25 protein-coding genes are annotated in these 25,660 nt (G+C 63.7%); 22 read left to right on the forward strand and 3 right to left on the reverse strand.

The features are described from left to right. Positions 1 to 132: 132 nt before the first annotated feature. Genes OEG82_RS03345 through OEG82_RS03355 form a run of 3 tightly spaced genes read left to right on the forward strand, consistent with a single transcriptional unit; the run spans position 133 to position 3,397 of the window. Positions 133 to 1,905, forward strand: a complete 1,773-nt coding sequence (locus OEG82_RS03345; RefSeq protein WP_267614845.1) for an ABC transporter ATP-binding protein — start codon at positions 133 to 135, stop codon at positions 1,903 to 1,905. After that, a complete protein-coding gene (gene dapB / locus OEG82_RS03350; protein WP_267611056.1) occupies positions 1,902 to 2,732 on the forward strand; it encodes a 4-hydroxy-tetrahydrodipicolinate reductase in 831 nt (276 codons plus the stop codon). The genes OEG82_RS03345 and dapB overlap by 4 nt, the downstream gene beginning before the upstream one ends. 29 nt (positions 2,733 to 2,761) lie before the next feature. Further along, entirely contained in the window at positions 2,762 to 3,397 is a 636-nt protein-coding gene (locus tag OEG82_RS03355; RefSeq protein ID WP_267611057.1) for a 2,3-bisphosphoglycerate-dependent phosphoglycerate mutase, read from the forward strand. 68 nt (positions 3,398 to 3,465) lie between these two features. Here the strand turns inward: OEG82_RS03355 and OEG82_RS03360 are convergent, their stop codons facing one another. Together OEG82_RS03360 and OEG82_RS03365 are read right to left on the reverse strand one after the other, a co-directional pair. After that, positions 3,466 to 4,362 carry a bifunctional helix-turn-helix domain-containing protein/methylated-DNA--[protein]-cysteine S-methyltransferase gene (locus OEG82_RS03360; protein ID WP_267611060.1) on the reverse strand — a complete coding sequence of 299 codons (897 nt, stop codon included), beginning with the start codon at positions 4,360 to 4,362 and terminating at the stop codon, positions 3,466 to 3,468. A 78-nt stretch (positions 4,363 to 4,440) separates the two neighbouring features. Further along, positions 4,441 to 4,911, reverse strand: coding sequence for a DUF2244 domain-containing protein (locus OEG82_RS03365; RefSeq protein ID WP_267611061.1), 471 nt, complete (start codon positions 4,909 to 4,911; stop codon positions 4,441 to 4,443). A gap of 63 nt (positions 4,912 to 4,974) precedes the next feature. Here OEG82_RS03365 and nth point away from each other — a divergent pair, with 63 nt between their 5' ends. The 3 genes from nth (at position 4,975) to OEG82_RS03380 (ending at position 6,417) form a co-directional block, all read left to right on the forward strand. Beyond that, positions 4,975 to 5,766, forward strand: a complete 792-nt coding sequence (nth, locus tag OEG82_RS03370) for an endonuclease III (protein ID WP_267611063.1) — start codon at positions 4,975 to 4,977, stop codon at positions 5,764 to 5,766. An 85-nt stretch (positions 5,767 to 5,851) separates the two neighbouring features. Then, complete coding sequence (locus OEG82_RS03375) at positions 5,852 to 6,133, forward strand: type II toxin-antitoxin system ParD family antitoxin (RefSeq protein ID WP_267611064.1); 282 nt, start codon at positions 5,852 to 5,854, stop codon at positions 6,131 to 6,133. Further along, positions 6,130 to 6,417: a type II toxin-antitoxin system RelE/ParE family toxin gene (locus tag OEG82_RS03380; RefSeq protein WP_267611065.1), complete on the forward strand. Its 288-nt coding sequence runs from the start codon at positions 6,130 to 6,132 to the stop codon at positions 6,415 to 6,417. Before OEG82_RS03375 ends, OEG82_RS03380 begins: the two co-directional genes overlap by 4 nt. A 9-nt stretch (positions 6,418 to 6,426) precedes the next feature. On the opposite strand, the gene OEG82_RS03385 is transcribed toward OEG82_RS03380, so the two are convergent. Then, on the reverse strand, positions 6,427 to 7,155 hold the full coding sequence (locus tag OEG82_RS03385; RefSeq protein WP_267611067.1) for a sulfate transporter family protein: 729 nt from the start codon (positions 7,153 to 7,155) through the stop codon (positions 6,427 to 6,429). A gap of 210 nt (positions 7,156 to 7,365) precedes the next feature. Here OEG82_RS03385 and OEG82_RS03390 point away from each other — a divergent pair, with 210 nt between their 5' ends. From OEG82_RS03390 to lnt, 16 genes are all read left to right on the forward strand, one after another. Next, entirely contained in the window at positions 7,366 to 8,478 is a 1,113-nt protein-coding gene (locus OEG82_RS03390; RefSeq protein ID WP_267611068.1) for a GNAT family N-acetyltransferase/peptidase C39 family protein, read from the forward strand. Continuing rightward, positions 8,471 to 9,928: a RimK family protein gene (locus OEG82_RS03395; protein ID WP_267611069.1), complete on the forward strand. Its 1,458-nt coding sequence runs from the start codon at positions 8,471 to 8,473 to the stop codon at positions 9,926 to 9,928. The genes OEG82_RS03390 and OEG82_RS03395 overlap by 8 nt, the downstream gene beginning before the upstream one ends. Before the next feature lie 117 nt (positions 9,929 to 10,045). Then, complete coding sequence (locus OEG82_RS03400) at positions 10,046 to 12,886, forward strand: [protein-PII] uridylyltransferase (RefSeq protein WP_267611070.1); 2,841 nt, start codon at positions 10,046 to 10,048, stop codon at positions 12,884 to 12,886. A 49-nt stretch (positions 12,887 to 12,935) separates the two neighbouring features. Next, complete coding sequence (gene murJ / locus OEG82_RS03405) at positions 12,936 to 14,501, forward strand: murein biosynthesis integral membrane protein MurJ (protein WP_267611071.1); 1,566 nt, start codon at positions 12,936 to 12,938, stop codon at positions 14,499 to 14,501. Between the two features lie 111 nt (positions 14,502 to 14,612). Continuing rightward, positions 14,613 to 15,677 (forward strand): tryptophan--tRNA ligase, encoded by a 1,065-nt coding sequence (gene trpS, locus OEG82_RS03410; RefSeq protein WP_267611072.1) that lies wholly within the window; start codon positions 14,613 to 14,615, stop codon positions 15,675 to 15,677. A gap of 128 nt (positions 15,678 to 15,805) precedes the next feature. Continuing rightward, positions 15,806 to 16,297: a universal stress protein gene (locus OEG82_RS03415; protein ID WP_267611073.1), complete on the forward strand. Its 492-nt coding sequence runs from the start codon at positions 15,806 to 15,808 to the stop codon at positions 16,295 to 16,297. A gap of 94 nt (positions 16,298 to 16,391) precedes the next feature. Further along, the gene (locus OEG82_RS03420) at positions 16,392 to 16,955 is read left to right on the forward strand and encodes a NifU family protein (protein WP_267611074.1); all 564 of its coding nucleotides are present in this window, start codon (positions 16,392 to 16,394) and stop codon (positions 16,953 to 16,955) included. Positions 16,956 to 17,052: 97 nt separating this feature from the next. Next, the gene (tsaB, locus tag OEG82_RS03425) at positions 17,053 to 17,736 is read left to right on the forward strand and encodes a tRNA (adenosine(37)-N6)-threonylcarbamoyltransferase complex dimerization subunit type 1 TsaB (RefSeq protein ID WP_267611075.1); all 684 of its coding nucleotides are present in this window, start codon (positions 17,053 to 17,055) and stop codon (positions 17,734 to 17,736) included. Then, positions 17,736 to 18,227 carry a GNAT family N-acetyltransferase gene (locus OEG82_RS03430; RefSeq protein WP_267611076.1) on the forward strand — a complete coding sequence of 164 codons (492 nt, stop codon included), beginning with the start codon at positions 17,736 to 17,738 and terminating at the stop codon, positions 18,225 to 18,227. The genes tsaB and OEG82_RS03430 overlap by 1 nt, the downstream gene beginning before the upstream one ends. A 67-nt stretch (positions 18,228 to 18,294) precedes the next feature. Then, positions 18,295 to 18,720 (forward strand): Fur family transcriptional regulator, encoded by a 426-nt coding sequence (locus OEG82_RS03435; protein ID WP_267611077.1) that lies wholly within the window; start codon positions 18,295 to 18,297, stop codon positions 18,718 to 18,720. A 50-nt stretch (positions 18,721 to 18,770) separates the two neighbouring features. After that, positions 18,771 to 19,568, forward strand: coding sequence for a lyso-ornithine lipid O-acyltransferase (olsA, locus tag OEG82_RS03440; RefSeq protein ID WP_267611078.1), 798 nt, complete (start codon positions 18,771 to 18,773; stop codon positions 19,566 to 19,568). 42 nt (positions 19,569 to 19,610) lie between these two features. Then, positions 19,611 to 20,999, forward strand: a complete 1,389-nt coding sequence (gene miaB / locus OEG82_RS03445) for a tRNA (N6-isopentenyl adenosine(37)-C2)-methylthiotransferase MiaB (protein WP_267611079.1) — start codon at positions 19,611 to 19,613, stop codon at positions 20,997 to 20,999. Positions 21,000 to 21,029: 30 nt separating this feature from the next. After that, entirely contained in the window at positions 21,030 to 22,076 is a 1,047-nt protein-coding gene (locus tag OEG82_RS03450; protein ID WP_425497530.1) for a PhoH family protein, read from the forward strand. Further along, complete coding sequence (ybeY, locus tag OEG82_RS03455) at positions 22,073 to 22,612, forward strand: rRNA maturation RNase YbeY (protein WP_267611080.1); 540 nt, start codon at positions 22,073 to 22,075, stop codon at positions 22,610 to 22,612. The genes OEG82_RS03450 and ybeY overlap by 4 nt, the downstream gene beginning before the upstream one ends. After that, positions 22,575 to 23,723, forward strand: coding sequence for a hemolysin family protein (locus OEG82_RS03460; RefSeq protein WP_425497624.1), 1,149 nt, complete (start codon positions 22,575 to 22,577; stop codon positions 23,721 to 23,723). Before ybeY ends, OEG82_RS03460 begins: the two co-directional genes overlap by 38 nt. Before the next feature lie 190 nt (positions 23,724 to 23,913). Beyond that, complete coding sequence (gene lnt / locus OEG82_RS03465; protein WP_267611082.1) at positions 23,914 to 25,509, forward strand: apolipoprotein N-acyltransferase; 1,596 nt, start codon at positions 23,914 to 23,916, stop codon at positions 25,507 to 25,509. The last annotated feature ends 151 nt before the right edge of the window (positions 25,510 to 25,660 follow it).

A 25,660-nucleotide genomic window follows, 5' to 3' on the forward strand; every position in this document is an offset into this window, starting at 1 on the left:
TAGAGCCGCGATGAACAGGGCAGGGTTCTCCTGCATGATCGAGACAGGGCAGCCTTCGCGGCTCGCCTGACAGGAAGAGACGACGTGGCGCGCAGCAGAAACATCAAGCAGGATGTGGAATCGCTGACAGCGATGATCCGCCGGATCATCCGTGAGAACGGCCGTGACTACGTCAAGACCTATGTGTTTGCCGCCTTCTGCCTGGTGCTGGTGGCGGCGTCCACGGCGTTCATGGCCTGGATCATGGAAGCGGTGATCAACGAGGCCTTCGCCAAGAAAAACGCCGACATGATCTGGCTGATCTGCGGTTCGGTGCTGGCCGCCTTCGTGATTCGCGGTGCCGCCTCCTACGGCCAGGCCGTGGCGCTGGCGCAGGTCGGCAACAATCTCGTCGCCCGCTACCAGCAGCGCCTGCTCGATCATCTGATGAGCCTCGGCGTCAGCTATTTTGGCGACACCCGTTCGGCCCAGATCGCGGCCCAGATTTCACAGAATGTCGCCGGCATCCGCGACGTCATGAACCTGACGATCACCTCCTTTGCCCGCGACCTGTTGACCCTGATCGCGCTGCTGGTGGTCATGGTGACCAAGGATCCGATCCTTTCCATCATTGTCTTCATCGGCGCCCCGCCGGTGCTGATTGCGCTGCGCTACATTTCCAAGCGGCTCAGAAGTGCGACGCGCGAATCGATCGATCTCAACAGCCGCGTGCTGTCGGCCATGCAGGAGACGGTGCAGGGCATCACCATCGTCAAGGCCTTCACCATGGAAGAGCAGATCAGCGCCCGCACGGCCGATCTGATCAAGGCCGCCGAAGGCCGTTCCAACCGCATTGCCCGGCTGACCGAGCGGACTTCGCCACTGACCGAAACCGTCGCCGGTCTGGCGATCTCAGGCGTCATCGCCTATGCGGCGTTCCGTTCGATCTATGGCGATGTGCTGCCCGGTGCCTTCTTCTCCTTCATCACCGCGCTGCTGCTGGCCTATGATCCGGCGCGGCGGCTGGCGCGACTGCAGATCAATCTCGAGCGCGCCGTCGTCAATGCCCGGATGATCTATGAAATTCTCGACGAGAAACCGACCCAGGGTGACCGGCCGGGTGCCGGCGAACTGGCGGTCGACAAGGGCGAGATCGAATTCCGAGACATCGGCTTTGGCTACGGCAAGGGCGAGATCGTGCTCGATGCGGTGAGTTTCACCGCCGAAGCCGGCAAGACCACGGCCATCGTCGGGCCGTCAGGCGCGGGCAAGTCGACGCTGATTTCGCTGGTGCCGCGGTTTTACGATCCGGCTTCCGGCCAGGTGCTGATCGACGGCGTCGACATCGCCACGGTCACCAAGAAATCGCTGCGCCACCGGATCGCCTATGTGTCGCAACAGGCCTGGCTGTTCGAAGGCTCGATTCGCGACAATCTGCGCTATGCAAGACCCGACGCCACCGACGCCGAGATCGAGGATGCGGCCAGGCTCGCCAATGCGCATGAGTTCATCCTGGCGCAGCCGCAGGGTTATGACACGCTGCTGGGTGAAAACGGCGTCAATCTGTCCGGCGGCCAGCGCCAGCGCATATCGATTGCCCGCGCATTGGTGCGCAATGCGCCGGTCCTGCTGCTTGATGAGGCAACCTCGGCGCTGGACAATGAATCCGAGGCTGCGGTGCAAAGCGCGCTCGAACGCGCCATGAAGAACCGCACGGTGCTGGTCATCGCCCACCGGCTGTCGACCATCGCCAAGGCCGATCGCATCGTCGTCATGCAGGCCGGCCGGGTGGTCGAGATCGGCAACCACGCCGATCTCAGCGCCGCCAAGGGCGGGCTCTACGCGCGGCTGCAGGCGTTCAGCGAGATGGCGCAGCCCGAGACCTCCAGTGCCGCCGAAGCGGAAGCAGAAGGAAGCAAGCCATGACCGAAACTCCTGGCTCAATGGGCCTCATTGTCGTGGGCGCGGCCGGCCGCATGGGCCAGTCGCTGATCCGCACCATTGCCGAAATTGACGGCGTGCATCTGGCCGGCGCCGTCGAACGTCCCGGATCCGAGGCGCTGGGCCGCGATGCCGGCGAACTGGCCGGTCTCGGCCCCGACGGAATTCTCATCACCGACGACGCGCTGCCGGTCTTTGCCCAGGCCGAGGGCGTGCTCGATTTCACCGCCCCGGCGGCGACACTGGAATTTGCCGATCTCGCCGCCCAGGCGCGCATCGTCCATGTCATTGGCACCACCGGCATGGATGCGAGCCACGAGCCGCGGCTGCACTCTGCCTCGCGCCATGCCCGCATCGTCAAGTCGGGCAATATGAGCCTCGGCGTCAATCTTCTGTCGGTGCTGGTGCGCCAGGCGGCCAGGGCGCTGGAGGCGAGCAACTGGGACATTGAGGTGCTGGAAATGCATCACCGCCACAAGGTCGACGCGCCATCCGGCACCGCCCTTCTGCTGGGCGAGGCGGCCGCCGGAGGCCGCGGCATCGATCTCGCCGACCATTCGGTCCGGGTGCGCGACGGCCACACCGGCGCGCGCGAGCCGGGCACGATCGGCTTTGCCACCCTGCGCGGCGGTTCCGTGGTCGGCGAGCACTCGGTGATCCTGGCCGGCGAAGGCGAAACCATCGAACTCAGCCACAAGGCCACCGACCGCTCGATCTTCGCCCGCGGCGCCGTCCGCGCGGCACTCTGGGCACGTCACCAGAAACCGGGCTATTATTCCATGCTCGACGTGCTTGGCCTGACCGATTACTAATCCGAACCGCCTGAACAAAGGAATGCACCATGTCCGGAACCCTTGTCCTTGTCCGCCACGGCCAAAGCGAATGGAATTTGAAAAACCTGTTCACAGGCTGGAAGGATCCTGATCTCACCGAACTCGGCATCGAAGAAGCCAAGACCGGCGCGCAGGCCATCAAGGCCACCGGCCTCAAATTCGACGTCGCCTTCACGTCGGTCCTGATCCGCGCCCAGCACACGCTCGACCTGATCATGGACGGCATCGGCCAGGCCGATCTGCCGGTGATCCGCGACGAGGCGCTCAATGAGCGCGATTACGGTGATCTGGCCGGCCTCAACAAGGATGACGCGCGCAAGAAATGGGGTGAGGAGCAGGTCCATATCTGGCGCCGGTCCTACGACGTGCCGCCTCCGGGTGGCGAAAGCCTGAGGGACACCGGCGCCCGCGTCTGGCCCTATTACATGACCGAGATCCTGCCCCGCGTGCTGCGTGGCGAGACCGTGCTGGTCGCCGCCCACGGCAATTCGCTGCGCTCGCTGGTGATGGTTCTCGACCGGATGTCGCGCGAGGAGATCGTCAAGCTCAATCTCGCCACCGGCGTGCCGATGGTCTACAAGCTCAACGCCGATTCCACCGTCGCTTCCAAGGAAGTGCTGGGCGATATGTCCAAGGCGCACTGACGGCATATTTTGCAGGACTGTGACATCGAAAAATCCGCTTGGCATGGCCGGGCGGATTTTTTGTCGGTTCAAGCGTGCCTGGTGTCACCCGACTGCACACATCCGGTCTCCCAGCCGAGCATCGCGCGCTTGCGGGTAATGCCCCAGTGATAGCCGGTGAGCGCGCCGGTTTTCCCCATCGCCCGGTGGCATGGCACCACGAAGGAAATCGGGTTGCGCCCGACCGCCGCGCCGACGGCGCGTGCGGCTGACGGCTTGCCGATGGCACGCGCCACATCCTGGTAGCTTGAAGCTGTGCCGAGCGGAATCCTCAACAATGCCTCCCAGACCCGCACCTGAAAATCAGTGCCGATCATGACAATGCGCAAGGGCCGGTCGGCGCGCCATTGCTCGGGCGAAAACACCCGGCCGACATAGGAAGCGGTGGCCTCCTGGTTCTGCGTCAGCCGTGCGCCGGGCCAGCGCCTGGTCATGTCCTCCAATGCTGCGGCTTCTTCGCCCGGATCGGCGAAGGCAAGGCCGCACAGGCCCCGGTCTGTCGCCATCACCACGGCAGTTCCGAAGGGCGAGGGGTGAAAGCCGTAACTGATCTCAAGTCCCGCGCCGCCGGTCTTGAAATCGCCCGGACTCATGGCTTCATGGGTGACGAACAGGTCATGCAGCCGCCCAGGGCCCGAGAGGCCGAGCTCATAGCTGGCATCAAGCAGCGGCAGGCCTTCATGGCCGAGCAGACGGCGGGCGTGATCCAGCGTGACGGCCTGCAGAAAGGCTTTCGGGGTCAGCCCGGCCCAGCGGCTGAAGGTCTTTTGCAGGCGTCCCGGGGCCACGCCGATATCCGACGCGATATCCTCCAGCGATGGCTGCGCCCGATAATCCAGCGAGATCCGCTCGATGGTCTTGCGGACGAGGTCATAATCATCGCCTTCTGGCGTGATGTCGCGGTCAAGCTGTGCGGTTACGGTCATGGTCTGGCTCCTTGACCCTACTCAACCATGCGCCGACATGCGCCGCCACCCGAAACACGCCGCGGGGAAATAATCCGACTAGCGTTTTTTCACCGTCGCCAGTGCCCGTTGGAAAGCGCTGGCGAAACTCTCCTTGTCGTCGGGATTGAGGAACGAGCCGACATCGGTCTGCCGGCCCTGGCCGCTGATGCGCATGTCGGTGATGCCGATCTCGTCGTGGCGGGCGATGTTGAAGCGGGTCCAGAACGGGTTGAACTGGTGATCGACAGTCCGGCCTGAGGGCGCCACCTTGCGCACGGTCAGGTCGGTGCGCGACACCCGCACGAATTCGCGCGCCCGCCCGGAGCGGTAGCTGAGCCAGAAGGCGCCGAACAGCAGCGCCAGGTCGAGCCCGAAAAACCCCAGAACCGGCCAGGCCTTGGCCACGGCGAACACCGCCATATGGGCGATGGTGATCGCGGTGGTGATGCTCATCAGGATCACGAAGCCGGCGCGGCCCAGCGACCGGTGCGGTTTCAGCACGGCTTCGAACACGGGTTCGTCATTCATGCGCGCACGGCCTCCAGCCTGCTGTGTTTGCCATTGCCCCCTGACAATGATTATAGGGATGGAATGCAAAAGCCCAAGAGCCCAAAACCTGCCAAAGTGTCGCTTGCGTCTGCACCGGCGGCAAAGAAGCCGGCCCGTGCCAAGCCGGCGACGCCACGCAAGCCGGCTGTGCGCCGCAAGAAAATTCCCTACAGCACGGAAGAAATCCACGAAATCTTCCGTCGCTTCTCGATCCAGCGGCCCGAACCCAAGGGCGAACTCGAGCACGTCAATCCCTTCACCCTGGTGGTCGCGGTGGCGCTGTCAGCGCAGGCCACCGATGTCGGCGTCAACAAGGCGACGCGAGCGCTGTTTGCCATCGCCGACACGCCGCAAAAGATGCTGGCGCTGGGCGAGGACCGGGTGCGTGATTACATCAAGACCATCGGGCTTTACCGCAACAAGGCCAGGAACGTCATCGCGTTGTCGCAACGGCTGGTTGATGAATATGGCGGCGAGGTGCCGCGCAGCCGCGAAGAACTGGTGACACTGCCCGGCGTTGGCCGCAAGACCGCAAATGTGGTGATGTCGATGGCTTTCGGCATTCCGACGCTGGCCGTCGACACCCATGTCTTCCGCATCGGCAACCGCCTGAAGATCGCCCCGGGCAAGACCCCGGACGAGGTCGAGGCCGCGTTCCTCAGGATAATTCCGGACGAATATCTGTTCCACGCCCACCACTGGCTGATCCTGCACGGCCGCTATTGCTGCAAGGCGCGCAAACCCGAATGCGAACGCTGCGTCATCGCCGATATCTGCAAATCGCCCGAAAAGACGGTGGATGTGCCGGCGCCGTTGGTGGAGTTGCCGGTATAGAAAAAGATACGGAAGAGCGCGCGCCACCGCCTTTTCTTGAAATCGGTAGGAAAGTTGCCTACCATCAAGCGAAGGAGCAAATGCGATGGCAAATGTCGAGAAAATCAGTGTCGCGTTGACGCCTGAAATGGCGATGACCATGCGCCGCGCGGTCGAATCCGGTGAATATGCATCGGCAAGCGAAGTCATGCGCGAGGCCATGCGCGAATGGCAATTGCGCCGCGCCGAACGCGAACAGGCGCTTGCGCAGCTGGGGAACCTCTGGGACGAGGGCATAGCCAGCGGTGACGCCACAGACGGCGAGGCCGCCTTTGCTCGCATCAAGCACTCGCTTGACACCAAGATCGGCAATGGCGGGTCCCTGTGAGCTTCAGGCTCACACCGCGGGCCGAAGCCGACATCACTGCCATCGTGCTCTACATCGCTGAAGACAACCCGGCAGCCGCGGTTCGCTGGTACGACGACATGTTGCGCCACTGCCGGAACCTGGGCGCAGTGCCCGAACTGGGCGTGGCGCGGCCGGATGTCCGGCCCGATCTCAGAACCTTCCCGGCCGGGAACTACATGATCCTCTATCGCAAGAGTGACGAAGGTGCCGAGATCGTCCGCGTCGTGCACGGCGCGCGCCAGTGGCAGAAGCTGCTCGACTAAGTCAGCGGATCAAGCCTCACGCCATTGGCGGGACAGCCCGCCTCCCTTCGCCGCAATCATCTTGTTGAGATGCACCATCATGCCGGCTGCGAACATCGGAGTCAGCAGGTTCAAGAGCGGCACCGACAGGAAGCCGGCGATGATCAGGCCGGCGAAGAACACCGTGGTGCTGTTGCGGGCTCTCAGCCGCTTGGCATCCGCCGGGCTCATGAAGCGCATGGCGGCGAATTCGAAGAATTCCCGGCCCAGCAGGTACCCGTTGACCACGAAGAACGCCACCAGATTGATGCCGGGCACGATCAGCAGCACCAGCGCAAACAGGTTGCCCAGTCCCACCACCAGCAAAAACCCCAGCGATTGCCGGATCGACTGGCCGAGCGGCATCGGGCGGCCGGGCTGGTCAGCGGGATAATCCCGGGCCTCGATCACTTCGGCGATCTCGTCGAGATAAAGCCCCGCCATTGCCGCCGTCACCGGCGCGATGAACAGCGCCAGCACCAGCGCCAGCCCGATGCCGGCGATGATCGCGGCAAGCGTGCCGGCCCATCCGGCCCAGTCGGGCAGGCCGGGCAGCAGCGCTTCGAGCCAGGGCATCGCCGTCATTGCGAACAATTCGCCAAGCCCGAACCACAGCCCGATCAACAGCAGAATGGTCAGCCCGAGCGACTTGAACAGGACCGAGCGCGAGGCGGCCGACAACAGGTTGGATCCGCTCAGTCTTGCGGCTTCAATGATCATCGCTGGCTTTTCCTTGTCTGGGCGGGCGGTGGCTTGGCATGTGGGGATTGCGGCCATCCGCGTCAACACTTGGCCTCATTGCGAGCCGTGCCTCGTACAGCGAAATCTCGCTTGCGCCCCGGTGACAGAGCGACACAAATCAGCCATGATTCACGCGCCTGAGAGGCAGGCCGTCAAAGGCTGTGATCACTTGTTTTTCCGGGACCTCCCATGTCCGCACCGCGGATACGCCCAGCCACCATTTCCGACATTGATGCGCTCGATGCCATCGAGACCGCGGTGTTTTCCGCTGACCGGATTTCCCGCCGCTCTTTCCGCACGCTGATTGACCGGCCGACCGCCGAAACCATTGTCATCGAGGCCGGTGGCGAGGTCTGCGGCTACGCCATGATCCTGTTTCGTGCGGGTGCTGCACTGGCCCGGCTCTATTCGCTGGCGGTTGCCCCCGGCCACACCGGTAAGGGCTTTGGCCGGGCACTGCTCGCCGCCGCCGAAGCCGCCGCGATGGATCACGACCGGATTCTCTTGCGGCTCGAAGTCCGCGAGGACAACGAGACCGCCATCGCACTCTACAGAAACGCGTCCTACCGCCGGATCGGCCGCGTGGCCGACTATTATGCCGACGGGATGGCGGCGCTGAAGTTCGAAAAGCTGCTGCGCGGGCCGGAATCTCCGGCTGTCCGCACCCCGTTTTATGAACAGACCGCGGATTTCACCTGCGGCTCGGCCTGCCTGCTGATGGCGCTGGCCCGGTTCCGCTCGCCCAATTTTCTCGATCCGGTCTGGGAAATCCGGCTCTGGCGCGAGGCCACCACCGTGTTCATGTTGTCGGGCCCCGGCGGCTGCGAACCCTTTGGCCTGGCTATGGTGGCGCGCGATCACGGGCTCAATCCGGAAGTCTGGTGCTCCACCGAAGAGATGCTGTTTCTCGAAACCGTGCGCGATCCGGAAAAACGCCGGGTCATGGAACTGGCGCAGACCGATTTCCGCGCCCGTGTCGCCGAGGCCGGCACGCCGGTGCATTCGGAGGCGTTCACGCTTGACTGGCTGCGCGACCGGCTGGCCGAGGGCCATGTCGCCATCATCCTGGTCAGCGGCTATCTGATGATGGGCAAGAAGGTTCCGCACTGGGTGCTTGCCCATGGCGATGACGGCCGCCACATCTTCGTGCATGACCCCTGGGTCGAGGACGAGGTCGGCGAGACCATCGATGACGCCGCCAATATTCCGGTGCCCTATGCCGTGTTTGACCGGATCGCCCGTTTCGGCCGCTCGGGCCTGCGCGCCGCAGTCCTTATCAAGGGAAATTTGCTCCATGTCTGACTGGATCATTCTGTCCACCGCGCTGGCGGGCTTTGACCACACCGCCACCAAGCACAAGGTGCTCGCCACCCGCGATTACCTGGCCAAGCCGGAAATGTTTCGCGGCGCGCGGCCCAACATCATCAACCTGTCGCGCTCCTATGCCTATCAGAGCCGCGGTTATTACGCCTCGCTGCTGGCGGCGGCACGCGGCCAGCGGGTGATTCCCTCGGTCGAGACCATCATCGATCTCTCAGCCCGCAAGCTCTACGAGAACGCGGTTCCTGAACTCGAGGATACGCTCAACAAGAGCCTGCGCGGCCAGGCCGGCGATCCGCTGCCCTCGCGGCTGCGGGTGTTTTTCGGCACCTGCACCGACCCGCGGCTCGAGCGCTTCGGCCGGCTGCTGTTTGACTGGTTCCGCGCCCCCATTCTCGAACTCACGCTCAAGCAGGGAGACTGGATCTCGATTTCCAGGATCGGGTTGTTGCCGTTCGGCAAGCTCGATGACGCCGGGCGCGAGACGTTGTTTCAGGCCATGGCGCGCTACACCGCGCGGCAGTGGAAAGACGCAAAATCCCGGGCGCCGGCGCGCTATTCCTTCGCCACCCTGGTCGATCCCGACGAGGCGCTGCCGCCGTCTTCGATCTCCAGTCTCAAGCACTGGTCGCGGATTGCGGCGCGGATGGGCGTGTCGGTGGAGCCGATCACCCGCAAGGATCTGCCGCGTCTGGCCAATTTCGACGCGCTGTTCATCCGCGAAACCACCTCGATCTCCAACCACACCTATCGCTTTGCCCGCCGCGCCCAGCAGGAGGGCATGCCGGTGATTGATGATCCGGTGTCGATGATCCGCTGCACCAACAAGGTCTATCTTGATGAGCTGATGTCATCCAATGGCATCCCGGTGCCCGTTACGGTGATGCTGATCGGGCCGGAGGATTTCCAGCGCGCCGCCGATTTGTTGGGCTTTCCGATGGTACTGAAAGTGCCGGATTCGTCCTTTTCCAGAGGTGTCAAGAAAGTCGCCTCGATGGCGGAGCTCAAGGCGCTGGCCGGCGCCTGGCTGCACGATTCCGAGGTGTTGATCGCGCAGAAATACATGCCGACCAGTTTTGACTGGCGCATCGGCGTGCTCGGCGGCAAGCCGCTGTTTGCCGTGCAATATCTGATGGCCAAGCAGCATTGGCAGATCGTCAAGCACGACACCGGCGGCAAGCCGCTGGAAGGCGGCTTCAAGTCGTTCTCGCTGGCGCAGGTGCCGCCCTTGGTGCTCGACACCGGCCTGCGCGCCGCCTGTTCGGTGGGCGACGGGCTTTACGGTGTCGATCTCAAGGAAACCGATGACGGCGTCTTTGTCATCGAGGTCAATGACAATCCCAATCTCGAGCATGGCGTCGAGGATGCGGCGGAAAAGGACGAGGTCTGGATCCGGTTGACCAACTGGTTCATCGAACGCATTGCCACCTGAGGGCTTGGTCCTGGCAAAGCCTCCGGTCGCGGACTGTCGTTTCGTTGCGAAACAGGCTATAGCAGCCCCGCTTGGCGCGCCGAGCGTGATCACTGACAGCGACCAGGACCTCGAAGCATGTTGAAAACCGCCGAAGACAGCCTCAATCTCAACCAGATTGTCGATCCGGCGGTGTTGCGTGAAACCCTCGACGCCATCGCCACTGAGCATGGCGGCGCCAGCCTGGAGGCCCGGCAGGCGGTGCTGGCCGAGGTCAAGCGCGTCAATGCCGAAGGCCGCGAAACCGCCCGCACCATGCTGTTTGACGATGGCGGCGGCACAGCCTGCGCCACCCGGATCTCGCATTTGCAGGACGTCATCACTTCGGCGCTCTATGATTACGCCAGCATCCATGTCTACCGCGTCGAAAACCCCTCGACGTCGGAACGCATGACCGTCACCGCTGTCGGCGGCTATGGCCGCGGCACCCTGGCGCCGGGCTCCGATATCGATCTCTTGTTCGTGCTGCCCTACAAGAACACCGCCTGGACCGAACAGGTGGTCGAATGGATCCTCTATATCTTGTGGGACATGGGGCTGAAGGTCGGCCACGCCACCCGCAATGTCGATGAGTGCATCCGGCTGTCGCGCTCCGACATGACCATCCGCACCGCCATTCTCGAAGCCCGGTTTTTGTGCGGCGAGCGCACATTGTTTGCCAATCTGGCCGACCGCTACGACAATGAAGTAGTGGAGGGCACCGGGCCGGAGTTCATCGCCGCCAAGCTTGCCGAGCGTGACGAACGTCACCGCAAATCCGGCGATACCCGCTATCTGGTCGAACCCAATGTCAAGGAAGGCAAGGGCGGGCTTCGCGATCTCAACACCCTGTTCTGGATCGCCAAATATTTCTACGATATCCGCGACACCAAGGAGCTTGTCGGGTTAGGCGTGCTGTCAAAGCGCGAGTTCAACCTGTTCGTCAAGGCCGAGGATTTTCTCTGGGCGGTGCGCTGCCACATGCATTTTCTCACCGGAAAATCCGAAGAGCGGCTGTCGTTTGACATCCAGCGCGACATCGCCTCGGGCCTGGGCTACCAGGATCACCCCGGCCTCTCCGCGGTCGAGCGCTTCATGAAGCACTATTTTCTCGTCGCCAAGGATGTCGGCGACCTGACCCGCATCTTCTGCGCCGGTCTGGAAGACCAGCAGGCCAAGCAGGCGCCGGGCCTGACCGGCGTCATCACCCGCTTCGCCAGCCGTCCGCGCAAGATCCCCGGCACGCTCGATTTCATCGAGGACAAGGGCCGGATCAACATTGCCAATGCGGATGTGTTCAAAAACGATCCCGTCAACATCATCCGGCTGTTTCATCTCGCCGATATACGCGGGCTCGAGTTCCATCCCGACGCACTCAAGCGCGTCACCCGCTCATTCCGGCTTATCAATGCCGAACTGCGCGAAAACGAGGAAGCCAACCGGCTGTTCCTGTCGATCCTGACATCAAGACGCCAGCCGGCGATCATTCTCAGGCGCATGAACGAGGCCGGCGTGCTGGGCCGTTTCATCCCGGAATTCGGCAAGATCGTCGCGATGATGCAGTTCAACATGTATCACCACTACACGGTCGATGAGCATCTGATCCGCACCGTCGCGGTGCTGTCGAGCATCGACAAGGGCGAGGAGGAGCGCGAGCATCCGCTGGCCAACAAGCTTCTGCCCAGCATCGAGGAGCGCGAGGCGCTCTATGTCGCGGTGTTCCTGCACGACATCGCCAAGGGAAGGCCCGAAGACCACTCCACCGCCGGCGCCAAGGTGGCGCGCAAGCTGTGCCCGCGGCTGGGTCTGACGCCGAACCAGACAGAACTCGTGGTCTGGCTGATTTCCGAACACCTGACCATGTCGATGGTGGCGCAGACGCGCGATCTCAACGACCGCAAGACCATCACCGATTTCGGCGAGAAGGTCCGCACCCTGGAGCGGCTGAAAATGCTGCTGGTGCTGTCGGTGTGCGACATCCGCGCCGTCGGCCCCGGGGTCTGGAACGGCTGGAAGGGGCAATTGCTGCGCACGCTCTATTACGAAACCGAGCTGATGCTGTCGGGCGGATTTTCCGAAGTCTCGCGCAAGCAGCGCACGGCGCATGCCCGCGAAGCGCTGGGCGAAGCGCTGTCGGGCTGGAGCGACAAGGAGCGCGCAGCCTATCTCAAGCTTCATTACGAGCCCTATCTGCTGGCGGTGCCGCTGGAAGAACAGCTCCGTCATGCCGAGTTCATCCGCGAGACCGACAAGGCAGGCAAACGGCTTGCCACCATGGTCCGCACCAATGCGTTTCATGCCATCACCGAGATCACGCTGCTGTCGCCGGACCATCCGCGGCTCTTGTCCATCGTCACCGGCGCCTGCGCCGCTGCCGGCGCCAACATCGCCGATGCGCAGGTCTTCACCACCTCCGACGGTCGCGCCCTCGACACCATCCTGATCAACCGCGAACTGCCAGATGACGCCGACGAACTCCGGCGCGGCGCCTCGATCGGTCGGATGATCGAGGATGTGCTGGCCGGCAAGACCCACATGCCGGAAGTGATCGCCCGCAAGACCGGCGCCAGGCGCAAGCCGCGGCCTTTCATCGTCAAGCCCCAGGTCACCATCTCCAACACGTTGTCCAACAAGTTCACGGTCATCGAATTCGAATGTCTTGACCGCACCGGCCTGCTCTCCGAGGTGACCTCGGTGCTGTCGGACCTGTCGCTCGACATTGCCTCGGCGCATATCACCACCTTTGGCGAAAAGGTGGTGGACACCTTCTATGTGCGTGATCTCGTCGGCATGAAGATCACCAGCGAGACCCGGCAGCTCAACATCGCGGCAAGGCTCAAGGCGGTGCTCGCCAAGGAAGAGGACGAAGTCCGCGACAAGATGCCCTCGGGCATGATCGCGCCGCAGGGCTCCTCCCGCCGCGGCCGGACGCCGGCCTGAAGATCTTCCCCGACCCATGAAGCGCGCGCGCAACCACGGATAAGCCAGCATGAGCCTGATCAGGAAATTCGCAAGCGTCGGCGGTGCCACCATGGCCAGCCGCGTATTGGGCTTTGTGCGCGAGGCGATGATCGCCGGTTTTCTGGGCGCCGGGCCGGTCGCCGATGCGTTTTACGCCGCGTTCCGCTTTCCCAACCTGTTCCGGCGCCTGTTTGCCGAAGGCGCTTTCAACGCAGCCTTCGTGCCGCTGTTTGCCGGGGAGATCGAGGGCGGCGGCCCGGCGGCGGCGCGAAAATTCGCCGAACAGGTGCTGTCGGTGCTGCTGCTTTCTCTGTTTGCGATCAGCGCTTTGGCAATGATCTTCATGCCGTTCCTCGTCGGCACCGTCATTGCGCCCAAATTCGCTGATGACCCGGAAAAATTCGAGCTCACCGTGCTGCTGGCGCGGATCATGTTTCCCTATCTGGCGGCAATGAGCCTGGTGGCGATGCTGGCGGGCATTCTCAATTCGCTGCGGCGCTATTTCCTCGCGGCCCTGGCTCCGGTGCTGCTCAATGTGGTGCTGGTCGCGAGCCTCGTCGCTGCCGGCTATCTGGACCTGTCGGCGCCAATCATCGGCGAGGTTCTGGGCTGGTCGGTCACCGTCTCGGGAGTGCTGCAGCTCGGACTTCTGGTCTGGGCGCTCAGGCGCGAAGGCTTTGGCCTCGGTTTCGTCCGGCCGAGGCTGACGCCCGCCGTCAAGCGCCTGCTGTGGCTGGCGCTGCCGGCCGCGGTGACCGGCGGCATCACCCAGATCAACCTGCTGGTCGGCCAGATCATTGCCTCGGCCCAGGACGGGGCCATCGCCATCATCAACTATGCCGACCGGCTCAACCAGTTGCCGCTCGGCGTGATCGGCATTGCCATCGGCGTCGTGCTGCTGCCCGAACTGTCACGGGCGCTGCAGGCCGGCGACAAGAAGGAAGCGCAATATCTGCAGAACCGCAGTCTCGAATTCGGCCTGGCGATCACCGTTCCCGCCGCCGTCGGGCTGGCGCTGCTGCCCGAGCCGATCATCGCACTGGTGTTCGAGCGCGGCGCCTTCACCCGTGAGACCACGCTGGTCACGGCTTCGGTGCTGTCCGCCTTCTCCATCGGCCTGCCGGCCTTCGTGCTGACCAAGATCTTCACCCCGGTGTTCTACGCCCGCGAGGACATGCGCACCCCGCTGAAGGCCTCGGTGATCTCGGTGGTCATCAACATCGCCGGCAGCCTGCTGCTGTTTCCGCGCATCGGGGTCACCGGTCTGGCGATCGCCACCAGTCTGGCCGGCTGGATTTCGGCATTCTATCTGGCCCAGCAGCTGATTTCGCGCGACCTGTTCCGTCCGGCTGCGGTCACGCTCCGGCGGATCGGGCTGATCGTGATCGGCGCGGCACTGATGGGCGCACTGCTGTGGTGGGCCGAGGCCACGTACCCGCATCTGCTGCTGGAGGCAGGCCTGCTCGTCCGTCTGGCCTCCGTGCTGGCAACCATTGCCGCCGCGGCCGTGGTCTATTTCGGCTTCGCCTTTGCCACCGGCGCGCTCAACCGGGCCGAATTCGCCCGATTGCTCAGGCGCCGCAAGAAGGCCTGACCTGGCGGTATCGCTGCGTTTGGGACTTGACCTCATCCGGCCGCAGCCGCATAACCCCGCCCGATTTCAACGAGGAATGCAGGCCCTCCACAAGCCTGCCGGGAGCGCATCATGTCCGCCACTTTCAAGCCGCTGGTCTTTTCCGGTGTTCAGCCCACCGGCAATCTTCATCTTGGCAATTATCTCGGCGCGATCCGCAAGTTCGTGGCACTTCAGGAAGAGCATGACTGCCTGTTCTGCGTGGTCGACATGCACTCGATCACCGCGCAACTGGTGCATGAGGATCTCAAGGGCCAGACCCGGTCCATCGCCGCGGCCTTCATCGCCTCGGGCATTGATCCGGCCAAACACATTGTCTTCAACCAGTCTTCCGTTCCCGGCCATGCCGAACTCGCCTGGGTCTTCAATTGCGTTGCCCGCATCGGCTGGATGAACCGGATGACCCAGTTCAAGGACAAGGCCGGCAAGGATCGCGAAAAGGCCTCGCTCGGCCTGCTCGCCTATCCGAGCCTGATGGCCGCCGACATCCTGCTCTATCGCGCCACCCATGTGCCGGTCGGCGACGACCAGAAGCAGCATCTCGAACTTGCCCGCGACATCGCCCAGAAATTCAACAATGATTTCTCGTCGCGTATTTCAGATGCCGGGCTGGGCATCGACATGATGGTCGGCGAGGAAAAGGTCTCGGGCTATTTCCCCTTGATCGAACCGCTGATCGGCGGCCCGGCTCCGCGGGTCATGAGCCTGCGCGACGGCACGAAGAAGATGTCGAAATCAGACCCGTCCGATCTCTCGCGCATCAACATGACCGATGATTCCGACACCATCGCCAAGAAGATCCGCAAGGCCAAGACCGATCCCGCACCCTTGCCCGACACGCTCGAAGAGCTTGAGGGCCGGCCCGAGGCGCAGAACCTGCTCGGCATCTATGCCGCGCTCAGCGACCGCACCCGCATGGATGTGCTCGCCGAATATGCGGGCCGGCAATTCTCGGAATTCAAGCCGGCGCTGGTCGAGCTTGCCGTCGAGGTTCTCGCCCCCATCACCTCCGAGATGACGCGGCTGATGGACGACCCCGGCCACATCGATGCGATCCTCAAGGATGGCAGCGCGCGGGCCAATGTTCTGGCCGAAAAGACCATGAGCGACGTGCGCGAGATCATCGGATTCGTCTGAGTCTCTCATAGAATACAAGAGGTTAAAACGCCGTGCAGTCTCCATGATGCACGGCGTTTTGCCGTGCTGGTGGACGGCGCGAAAAACGGTCTTGCGGAAAAGACCGCTCTGATGGCATTGTCCGCCCCATGGTATCAAGACGACTCTCACGCGAAGCCGGACACCGGCGCAAGTTTCTCGCTGTCATTGACGACACCCCGGAATGTGAGCGCGCCATGCGCTACGCCGGCATGCGCGCCCACAATTCCGGCGGCGGTCTGGTTCTTGTCTATGTCATCGAACCCGGCGACTTTCAGCACTGGCTGGGGGTCGAGGAAATCATGCGCGCCGAGGCGATGGAGGAGGCGGAAGCCACCCTTGCCAAGGCCAGCGAGAAGATGCGCCAGATCATCGGCATCGATCCCGAAGTGGTCATCCGGCAGGGCAAGACCACCGAGGAAATCCACGCAGTCATCGAGGAAGATCAGGACATTGCCATCCTGGTGCTGGCCGCAGGGTCGGCCAAGGACGGCCCCGGTCCGCTGGTGACTTCGATTGCCGGACGCGGCGCGGCGTTCCCGATCCCGGTCACCGTGATTCCCGACGCGCTCTCCGATGAAGAAATCGATGCGCTGAGTTGATTGCGATAGCCCTTGATTGACGAGCCTTCGAGGCTTATCTTGTTTTGAAGAGTTCTAAACTGGCCGGTCCCGAGACCAGGCAGGGAGATAGCAGATGTTCATCCAGACCGAATCCACCCCCAATCCGGCCACGCTGAAATTCCTTCCGGGCAAGGTCGTCATGGACCAGGGCACCGCGGATTACCGCAGCGTCGACGAGGCCGGCACGGCGTCGCCGCTGGCGGCCAAGCTGTTCGGCATCCCCGGCGTCACCGGCGTTTTCTACGGCTATGATTTCATCACCATCACCAAGGATGGTCCGGACTGGCAGCACCTCAAGCCTGCCGTGCTGGGCACCATCATGGAACATTTCATGTCCGGCGCCCCGATCCTGTCGGGTGCGGAAAGTGACACGCCTGTCTCCGACGAGGAATTCTTCGAGGACGGTGACGAGGTCATCGTCGCCACCATCAAGGAACTGCTTGAGACCCGGGTTCGCCCGGCGGTGGCTCAGGACGGCGGCGACATCACATTCCGCGGTTTCCGCGAAGGTACGGTGTTCCTGCACATGAAGGGCGCCTGCGCCGGCTGCCCGTCCTCGACGGCAACGCTCAAGCACGGCATCCAGAATCTGCTCAAGCATTTCGTGCCGGAAGTGCGCGAAGTCGAGGCCGTCTGACCGCCGCCTGCCTTTACCGCGCTGGCCAATGTCCTTATTGACGTCGGTGACGTAGTGCCGCGCGCTGTCTGCGCGGCCAATTCAACGGATCTGCCCGGTGTTGACACTTGCCATCGATTGTTCCGCTCGGTTCTGCTCCGTAGCGCTTTTCCAGGATGACACGGACCTGATCCTGGCGTCTGCCAGTCCGGATATCGGCCGCGGCCATGCCGAGCATCTGCCGGCTGTCCTGCAATCTGTTCTCGATGAAGCCGGCGTGGCGCTGCCTGATCTCGGCCGGATCGGTGTTTCGATCGGTCCCGGATCCTTTGCCGGCATCCGCGTCGGCGTCGCATTTGCCCGCGGGCTGGCGCTGGCGCTTGACGTGCCGGTGGTCGGTGTCGGGTCGCTGGAAGCCATCGCGATCCCAGCTGCGCAGCAGAGCGGCAAGCCCGTGCTGGCAGTGCTCGATGCCGGGCGCGATTGCGTCTGGGCGCTGCTGGTCGGCGCTGACGGCTGCCCGTCTGCGCCTGCCGCCGAACTCACGCCTGCAGCGGCCGTTGCGCTGGCGCTTGAAGCCCGATGCGCGCTCAGCGGCAGCGGCGCACCATTGCTGGCCGCTCTTGACGCCGCGCTCGAACCCCACGTGCTGACCGATCTGGTGGCGCCTCGGATCGAGGATGTGGCGCGTCTGGCGGCAAGGCTCGATCCGCAGGCCAATCCCGCCGAACCACGCTATCTGCGTGAAGCCGACGCCAAGCCGCAGGCCGGCTTCGCCGTGCCGCACGAGGTTCCGGCCTGATGGTGTTCAATCCGTTTGGCCGCAAGCCGGAATGCCTGATTCTCGAGATCGAGATGAAGGATGCGCGCACGGCGTCGCGCATTCACGGCGAGGCCTTCGCCCGCGCCTGGGGTGACGGGGAATTCGAGAGCCTGATTACCCAGCCATCCGTGTTCGGCTTTCTGGCCTGTCCGGAAGGCCGCGCCCGCGACGGTGCGGCCGGTTTCGTGCTGTGCCGCGAGGCCGCCGGCGAAGCCGAGATCCTGTCGATCGGCATCACCCCGAAACAGCGCCGCAGCGGGCTCGGCTGGCGGCTGATGCGCAGCGCCATGCAGGAAGCCAAGCGCCGTGGCGCGGAGGAAATGTTCCTCGAGGTCGACGAGACCAACCTTGCGGCTGTCACGATGTACCGCAAGCTCAAATTCGTCCAGGTCGGCGAACGGCGGGCCTATTACGTCCAGGAAGGTGCTGCGCGCACGACTGCGCTTGTCATGCGCTGTGATCTTCGTTAGTCCCCAAGGGATCGTCGGCTCCATTGGCGTCGGCAAATCCTCTGCACACAAGCGGGCGGGGCAGGTGATGGACGAGCAGAAACCCTTGGAAGACAGATGTGCCGAGCGCGGAATGCGCATGACCGAGCAGCGGCGCGTCATTGCCCGGGTGCTCGACGGCGCCGATGATCATCCCGATGTCGAGGAACTGCACCGGCGCGCGGTGCTGGTTGATTCGCGCATTTCCATGTCCACCGTCTACCGCACGGTCAAACTGTTCGAGGATATAGGCATCATCGAGCGGCATGATTTCCGCGACGGCCGCTCGCGCTACGAGACCGTGCCCGAGGAACATCACGATCACCTCATCGATCTGCGCACCGGCACGGTGATCGAGTTCCATTCGCCCGAGATCGAGGCGCTGCAGGAGCGCATCGCGCGCGAACACGGCTTCCGGCTGGTCGATCATCGGCTCGAACTGTACGGAATTCCGCTCAAGACCGACAAGACCTAGCCCGCCGTGAGCACGGGGCCCGCGCGCATTCCTGTATCGTCTGTCCGGCCATGATCGCCGCGCTGCGCCTGGTCCTTGTCGGGGCGGCCTTTCTCGTGCTGACCTGTGCGCTGTTGCCGGTGCAGATGATCGCGCTGGGCCTGGGCCATTCGGTGATGCGGCGGTTGCCGCGCTGGTGGCACCGGATCATGTGCCGCACCATCGGGCTCCGGGTGCGGTCCCATGGCAGCCTTTCGCCCGACCGTCCGCTGCTTCTGGTCTCCAATCACGTCTCCTGGAAGGACATTCTGGTTCTGGGCTCGGTCGCCGAGGTGGTGTTCATCGCCAAGTCGGAAGTCCGTGACTGGCCGGTGCTTGGCTGGCTGGCGCGGCTGCAGCGCTCGGTGTTCGTCGTCCGCGCGGAGCGGCGCAAGACCGGCACGCAGATTTCCGAGGTCTCCGAGCGGCTGCTGGCAGGAGAGGTGGTGGTGCTGTTTGCCGAGGGCACCACATCGGACGGCAACCGGGTGATGCCGTTCAATTCGTCGCTGTTCGGCGCCGCCAGCGCGGCGCTTGCCCATGCGCCGGAAGGCAAGGTGCATATTCAGCCGGTGTCGATCGCCTATACCGGCATTCACGGCATGGCCATGGGCCGCTATCACCGGCCGGTGGCCGGCTGGCCCGGCGACGTGGCGCTGGCACCGCATCTGCTGCGCGCCATCCGTCATGGCGCGCTCGATGTCGATGTGGTTTTCGGTGACGCCATTGCCTTTGATGCCAGCATGGACCGCAAGAAAACCGCCCGGCTTGTCGAGGCGCGGGTGCGCGATGGCCTCAATGCGGCGCTGCGCGGAAAACTCAATGCGTGAATCGCCATTTTCAAGCCACTGTTTTGCAGCTAAAAGCCCCCCATGACACAAGCACTCCTTACGCCAGATGCCAAACCGTCCAACGCTGAACCCAAGAAGGTCTTCGTCAAGACCTATGGCTGCCAGATGAATGTCTATGACAGCGAGCGCATGGGCGACGCCCTGACCCGCGACGGCTACCAGACCGTCGATTCGGTCGAGGCCGCCGATCTGGTGCTGATCAACACCTGCCATATTCGCGAGAAAGCCGCCGAGAAGGTCTATTCGCAGCTCGGACGTCTGGCCAAGCTGAAAAAACAGCGCAATGCCGATGGCGGCGATCTGATGGTGGCCGTTGCCGGCTGCGTCGCCCAGGCCGAGGGAAGCGAGATCATCCGCCGTGCGCCGGTGGTCGATGTGGTCATCGGCCCGCAGACCTATCATCTGCTGCCCGAAGCGCTGGCAAAGGCACGGCGCGGCGAGCGCGTTGTCGAAACCGATTTTCCCGCCGAAGACAAGTTCGACGGTCTGCCCGTCGCGCCGGAAAAATCCATCCGCGCCCGCGGTGTTGCTGCCTTTCTCACGGTGCAGGAAGGCTGCGACAAGTTCTGCACCTTCTGTGTGGTGCCCTATACCCGCGGCTCGGAAGTCTCCCGGCCCGTCGACCGGATCCTGCTCGAGGCCGAGCGTCTGGCCGCAGCCGGCGTGCGCGAGATCACGCTGCTGGGCCAGAACGTCAATGCCTGGCACGGCAAGGGTGCGGATGGGCGCGAATGGGGGCTGGGCGAGCTGCTCCGCCGCCTGGCGACAATCGACGGCATCGACCGGCTGCGCTACACCACCAGCCATCCGCGCGACATGGATGACGCGCTGATCGCCGCCCATGGCGACCTGCCCGAGCTGATGCCCTATCTGCATCTGCCGGTTCAGTCGGGTTCGGACCGCATTCTCAAGGCGATGAACCGCCGCCACACCGGCGCCGATTACCGCCGGCTGGTCGACCGCATCCGCGCCGCCCGGCCCGACATTGCGCTGTCGGGCGATTTCATCGTCGGCTTTCCCGGCGAGACCGATGCCGATTTCGAAGACACCATGCAATTGATCCGCGACGTCAGATATGCCGCCGCCTTTTCGTTCAAATATTCCATCCGTCCCGGTACGCCGGGCGCAGGCATGGACAACCAGGTCGATGAGGCGGTCAAGACCGAGCGGCTGTTGCGGCTGCAGGAGCTGCTGAGCCAGCAGACCCGCGAGTTCGGCCAGCAATGCGTGGGCAAGACCGTCGAATTGCTGCTGGAGAAACCCGGACGCAACACTGACCAGATTGTGGGCCGTTCACCCTGGCTGCAACCGGTAATAGTTGATGCAAAGCTCGGGAAAATCGGTGACATTGTCAAAGTGCGAATCACACAACCCGGCACGAGCAGTCTATTCGCGGAACCCGTGGAATGATGTGTTCGGGCAATTATGGAGCCAGATCGTTTGACCGCTGAGCACCTGTCTCGGACAGAAGCTGCCACGCCCGCCTCGGGCGCGTCGGATCCGACCCATCTTGAACTGACCTTCGAGAACAACCGTCTTGCCAGTGAGCTTTTTGGCCAGTTTGACCAGAATCTGGCGCTGATGGAGAAAAAGCTGAACATCGACGCCCGCGCCCGTGGCAATACGGTCGCCCTGCGTGGCGAGGAAATCGCCACCAACCAGGCGCGCCGGGCACTGGATTTTCTTTATGACCGCCTGCTCAAGGGCGCCAGTGTCGAAACCTCCGATGTCGAGGGCGCCATCCGCATGGCGCTGGCGGCGGACGATCAGCTTGTTCTGCCGACCCTGGAACGCAAGGGCAAGATGACCCTGGCGCAGATCTCCACGCGCAAGCGAACCGTGATCGCCCGGACCCCGACACAGGACCTCTACATGCGCGCCATGGAGCGCTCGGAGCTGGTCTTCGGCGTCGGTCCGGCCGGCACCGGCAAGACCTTTCTGGCCGTGGCCCACGCGGCGCAACTGCTCGAGCGTGGGTCGATCGAACGCATCATCCTGTCGCGCCCTGCGGTCGAAGCCGGCGAACGCCTGGGCTTTCTGCCAGGCGACATGAAGGACAAGGTCGATCCCTATCTGCGGCCGCTCTATGACGCGCTTTACGACATGATGCCCGGCGATAAGGTCGAACGCGCCATTACCGCCGGCGTGATCGAGATCGCGCCGCTGGCCTTCATGCGCGGCCGCACGCTGGCCAATGCCGCCGTGATCCTCGACGAGGCGCAGAACACCACGCAGATGCAGATGAAGATGTTCCTGACCCGTCTGGGCGAGAACTCGCGCATGATCATCACCGGTGATCCGAGCCAGATCGACCTGCCGCGCGGCGTCACCTCCGGTCTGGTCGAGGCGCTGTCGATTCTCGATGGTGTCAACGGTGTTGTCGCCTGCCGCTTCCGCGCCGCCGATGTGGTGCGCCATCCGCTGGTGCAGCGCATTGTCGAAGCCTATGACCGCCGCGAATATCCCAAGCCCGACGCGACTGAATGAGCGCCGGCCCCGAAATCAGCCTGGAGATCGCGGTCGAGGCCGGCGAATGGGGCGATGTGACCGCGCTCGAGGCGCTGGCCCTGGCCGCGCTCGATGCCGCCGCCGCCGATCTGGCGCAGCGCGAGGGCCAGCCCTTTCCCGGACATCCGCCGGAAGTCTCGCTCGTGCTGGCCGATGACGCGATGATGGCCGGCATCAACGCCGAGTGGCGCAATCAGCCCAAGCCGACAAATGTGCTGTCCTTTCCGGCCTTCCCGCTGGTCCCGGGCGGCATGCCCGGGCCGATGTTCGGCGACATCATTCTCGCCCGCGAAACCATCGAGCGGGAAGCCGCCGAGCTGGGCAAGCCGGTCGATGCGCATATCACCCACCTGATTGTGCATGGATTTCTGCATCTTTTCGGCTATGATCACATTGAAAACAACGATGCCGAGAAAATGGAAGCGATCGAGACTCGCATTCTGGCCTCGCTTGGCCTATCTGACCCCTACGGCGACACTGAGCCGGTTTTACACCGAAGAGACGATGACCGATAGCAATGCCCCGGCCACAACCGGAGACGCACAGAGCGCTTCGAGCGCAACATCCACCGAAGAAGCCCCCAGTTATCTTCCCGTGCCCTATGTCGGTGCGCCGGACGAGCGCAATGGCATGGGGCTTTGGCAGCGGCTGGTCCGCGCCCTTTTCCCGCCTTCCGATCGCGAGTCCATCCGCGAGGATCTGACCGACGCGCTGCAGTCGGGCGGGGAATTGCACGAGGCATTTTCCGCCGATGAGCGCGCCATGCTCAACAACATCCTGCGGCTGCGCGAAGTCCGGGTCGAGGATGTGATGGTGCCGCGCGCCGATGTCGAGGCGGTCGACCAGACCACCACGCTCGGACGCCTGCTCGAGATCTTCGAGGAATCGGGCCGCTCGCGCATGCCGGTCTATGCGGAAAACCTCGATGACCCGCGCGGCATGATCCACATCAGGGATCTGCTGGCCTGGATCACCAAGCAGGCCCGCTCCAAGCGCCGCTCCGTGGCCAAGAGCGCCGTTGCCATCCAGAAGCGCAATGCGCTCAACGCGCTGGAACTCTCCCGCGTCGATCTGGGCAAGACCATTCAGGAATCCGGCATCACCCGCAAGGTGCTGTTCGTACCGGCCTCGATGCTGGCATCGGACCTGATGCAGCGGATGCAGGCCAACCGCATCCAGATGGCGCTGGTGATCGACGAGTATGGCGGCACCGACGGTCTGGTCTCGCTCGAAGACATCGTCGAGATGGTGGTGGGCGATATCGCCGACGAACATGACGACGAGGACGAAACGCTGATCAGCCGGGTTGGCGAAGACGTCTGGATTGTCGACGCCAAGGCCGAGCTCGACGATCTGGCCGCCGAAATCGGCCCGGAATTCGACATCCGCGCCCAGAGCGAGGAAGTCGACACCATCGGCGGGCTGATCTTCTCCGAACTCGGCCGCGTGCCGGTGCGCGGCGAGGTGGTGCAGGCCTTGCTCGGCTTCGAGTTCCACGTCACTGATGCCGATCCACGCCGGGTCAAGCGCGTGCGCATCGTCCGCAAGCGCCAGGGCACACGGCGCCGTCCGGCCCGCGGCGAATCCCCGTCTATGAAACAACCGGATGACGCCAGCGCCGCCTGAGCCGGCAACAGCGCCCGGCCGGTTGCGGTGCGCCGCGCTCCGGGGCTCAGCTGCTCGTGCAGCTTCGCGCAAAAAGCGCCGCGCCGCAACGGACACGGCGGCAGTTTTTTGAAAAGATGCGGTCAACTGATTCGCTTGAGAGCAAAGCGGCAGATGAGCCCGACTTGCGTCGGCGGGGAGTAAGCCGGATTTGGAACGGATAGCTGAAGCCATCATGCTGAGCTGGGGCGGCAAGCGGATCCTGGCAGCCTTTGGCACCGGCGCGCTGTCCGTACTGGCCCTGCCGCCCTTCAATTTCTTCGCGGTACTGTTTGTCTCCTTTCCGGTGCTGGTCTGGCTGCTCGATGGCGCCAGCGGTCCGGCGGAGGCCGGTTTCCTGGGCCGCCTGCGCCCGGCATTTGCCACCGGCTGGTGGTTCGGCTTCGGCTATTTCGTCGCCGGCATCTGGTGGCTGGGCAATGCGCTGCTGGTCGAAGGCGAGGGATTCGCCTGGGCGCTGCCGCTGGCCGTGCTCGGACTGCCGGCGGGCCTGGCGCTGTTTTACGGTGTGACCACCGCCCTGGCGCGGCTGTTGTGGTCCGACGGCGTCGGCCGCATCGCGGCACTTTCGGCAGCCTTTGGTCTGGGCGAATGGGCGCGCGGATATCTCTTCACCGGTTTTCCCTGGAACGCCATCGGCTATGCCGCCATGCCCGCGCCGCTGATGATGCAGTCTTCCGAACTGGTCGGCATTTTCGGCATGTCGGCCTTGACCGTATTTGTCTTTTCAGCCCCCGCGCTGGTCGGCACGCGCCGCGGTGCGGCCGCCGGGATCGCCGTGGCGCTGGCGCTGTTTTCCGCCCATGTCGGCTATGGCTGGTATGCGCTTGCCAGGGTGGACGCAGCCGAACCGCAGCCCGCGCGGGCGGTGATCCGCATCGTCCAGCCGGCAATTGACCAGTCCGCAAAGTGGGACATGTCGGAGCGGGAACGCATCTTTGCCCGGCTGCTGGAGCTGAGCGCGGTGCCGCCGCGCGAGGACCAGCCGCGCCCGACCCATATTGTCTGGCCCGAGACCGCCCTGCCGTTCCTGCTCACCGAAAATCCCGGAGCGCTGTCGCGCATTGCCGGCATGCTGCAGGTCGGCCAGACCCTGATCACCGGGGCGGTCCGGTTTGAGGACGGTGTGGCGGGCGCACCGTCGCGCTATTACAACACCATCTATGTCATCGATGATGAGGGCCAGATCATCGGCTCCGCCGACAAGGCGCATCTGGTGCCCTTCGGTGAATATCTCCCCTTCGAGACGCTGATGCGGCGCTTTGGTCTGGAGCCGGTAGCCGAGACCTTCGGCGGTTTCTCCGCCGCCGACCGGCGCGGACTGCTCGACCTGCCTGGCGGTCTGGGCGCCATCCCGCTGATCTGCTACGAAGCGATTTTTCCTGACATGGCCACTGTGCCCGATGGTCGCGGCTCCTTGCTGCTCAATGTCACCAATGACGCCTGGTACGGCAACACGCCTGGCCCCTACCAGCATCTGCGCCAGGCGCAACTGCGCGCGGTGGAGACGCGGCTGCCGCTGGTCCGCGCCGCAAACAGCGGAATATCGGCGGTTGTGGACGCCGGCGGCCGGGTTGTCGCCAGTCTGGGGCTGGGAGAAGCAGGTGTTTTCGATGTCGAGTTGCCACCGAGTGCCGGTGATTTTTCGTACATCAGAAATAGGCAATTTAACTTTGGATTGATTATTGCAATAATGTTGGGCACGGCCGTCTGGTCGCGCAGGCGCAAAAGGCAAGGCTTTGATTGACGGAAAACCCCTTAAATAGCATAGTTGTTCCGTCAACCCACTTCCCGTTTCCGGACTGACTGAAACTGATCTGTCGCTCCTGGATTTTGTGAATGCAATCACTGCGGGATAAATTAACCAGAGAGTCTGAGGCTCTTGTCAGGACGTTTTA

The organism is Hoeflea ulvae (assembly GCF_026619435.1).
Lineage (GTDB): Bacteria > Pseudomonadota > Alphaproteobacteria > Rhizobiales > Rhizobiaceae > Hoeflea > Hoeflea ulvae.

Bases quoted from the DNA above. Each gene is read 5' to 3' on its own strand.
- OEG82_RS03345 (WP_267614845.1), top strand. From the start codon at position 133: ATGATCCGCCGGATCATCCGTGAGAACGGCCGTGACTACGTCAAGACC.
- dapB (WP_267611056.1), top strand. From the start codon at position 1,902: ATGACCGAAACTCCTGGCTCAATGGGCCTCATTGTCGTGGGCGCGGCC.
- OEG82_RS03355 (WP_267611057.1), top strand. From the start codon at position 2,762: ATGTCCGGAACCCTTGTCCTTGTCCGCCACGGCCAAAGCGAATGGAAT.
- OEG82_RS03360 (WP_267611060.1), bottom strand. From the start codon at position 4,362: ATGACCGTAACCGCACAGCTTGACCGCGACATCACGCCAGAAGGCGAT.
- OEG82_RS03365 (WP_267611061.1), bottom strand. From the start codon at position 4,911: ATGAATGACGAACCCGTGTTCGAAGCCGTGCTGAAACCGCACCGGTCG.
- nth (WP_267611063.1), top strand. From the start codon at position 4,975: ATGCAAAAGCCCAAGAGCCCAAAACCTGCCAAAGTGTCGCTTGCGTCT.
- OEG82_RS03375 (WP_267611064.1), top strand. From the start codon at position 5,852: ATGGCAAATGTCGAGAAAATCAGTGTCGCGTTGACGCCTGAAATGGCG.
- OEG82_RS03385 (WP_267611067.1), bottom strand. From the start codon at position 7,155: ATGATCATTGAAGCCGCAAGACTGAGCGGATCCAACCTGTTGTCGGCC.
- OEG82_RS03390 (WP_267611068.1), top strand. From the start codon at position 7,366: ATGTCCGCACCGCGGATACGCCCAGCCACCATTTCCGACATTGATGCG.
- OEG82_RS03395 (WP_267611069.1), top strand. From the start codon at position 8,471: ATGTCTGACTGGATCATTCTGTCCACCGCGCTGGCGGGCTTTGACCAC.
- OEG82_RS03400 (WP_267611070.1), top strand. From the start codon at position 10,046: ATGTTGAAAACCGCCGAAGACAGCCTCAATCTCAACCAGATTGTCGAT.
- murJ (WP_267611071.1), top strand. From the start codon at position 12,936: ATGAGCCTGATCAGGAAATTCGCAAGCGTCGGCGGTGCCACCATGGCC.
- trpS (WP_267611072.1), top strand. From the start codon at position 14,613: ATGTCCGCCACTTTCAAGCCGCTGGTCTTTTCCGGTGTTCAGCCCACC.
- OEG82_RS03415 (WP_267611073.1), top strand. From the start codon at position 15,806: ATGGTATCAAGACGACTCTCACGCGAAGCCGGACACCGGCGCAAGTTT.
- OEG82_RS03420 (WP_267611074.1), top strand. From the start codon at position 16,392: ATGTTCATCCAGACCGAATCCACCCCCAATCCGGCCACGCTGAAATTC.
- OEG82_RS03430 (WP_267611076.1), top strand. From the start codon at position 17,736: ATGGTGTTCAATCCGTTTGGCCGCAAGCCGGAATGCCTGATTCTCGAG.
- OEG82_RS03435 (WP_267611077.1), top strand. From the start codon at position 18,295: ATGGACGAGCAGAAACCCTTGGAAGACAGATGTGCCGAGCGCGGAATG.
- olsA (WP_267611078.1), top strand. From the start codon at position 18,771: ATGATCGCCGCGCTGCGCCTGGTCCTTGTCGGGGCGGCCTTTCTCGTG.
- miaB (WP_267611079.1), top strand. From the start codon at position 19,611: ATGACACAAGCACTCCTTACGCCAGATGCCAAACCGTCCAACGCTGAA.
- ybeY (WP_267611080.1), top strand. From the start codon at position 22,073: ATGAGCGCCGGCCCCGAAATCAGCCTGGAGATCGCGGTCGAGGCCGGC.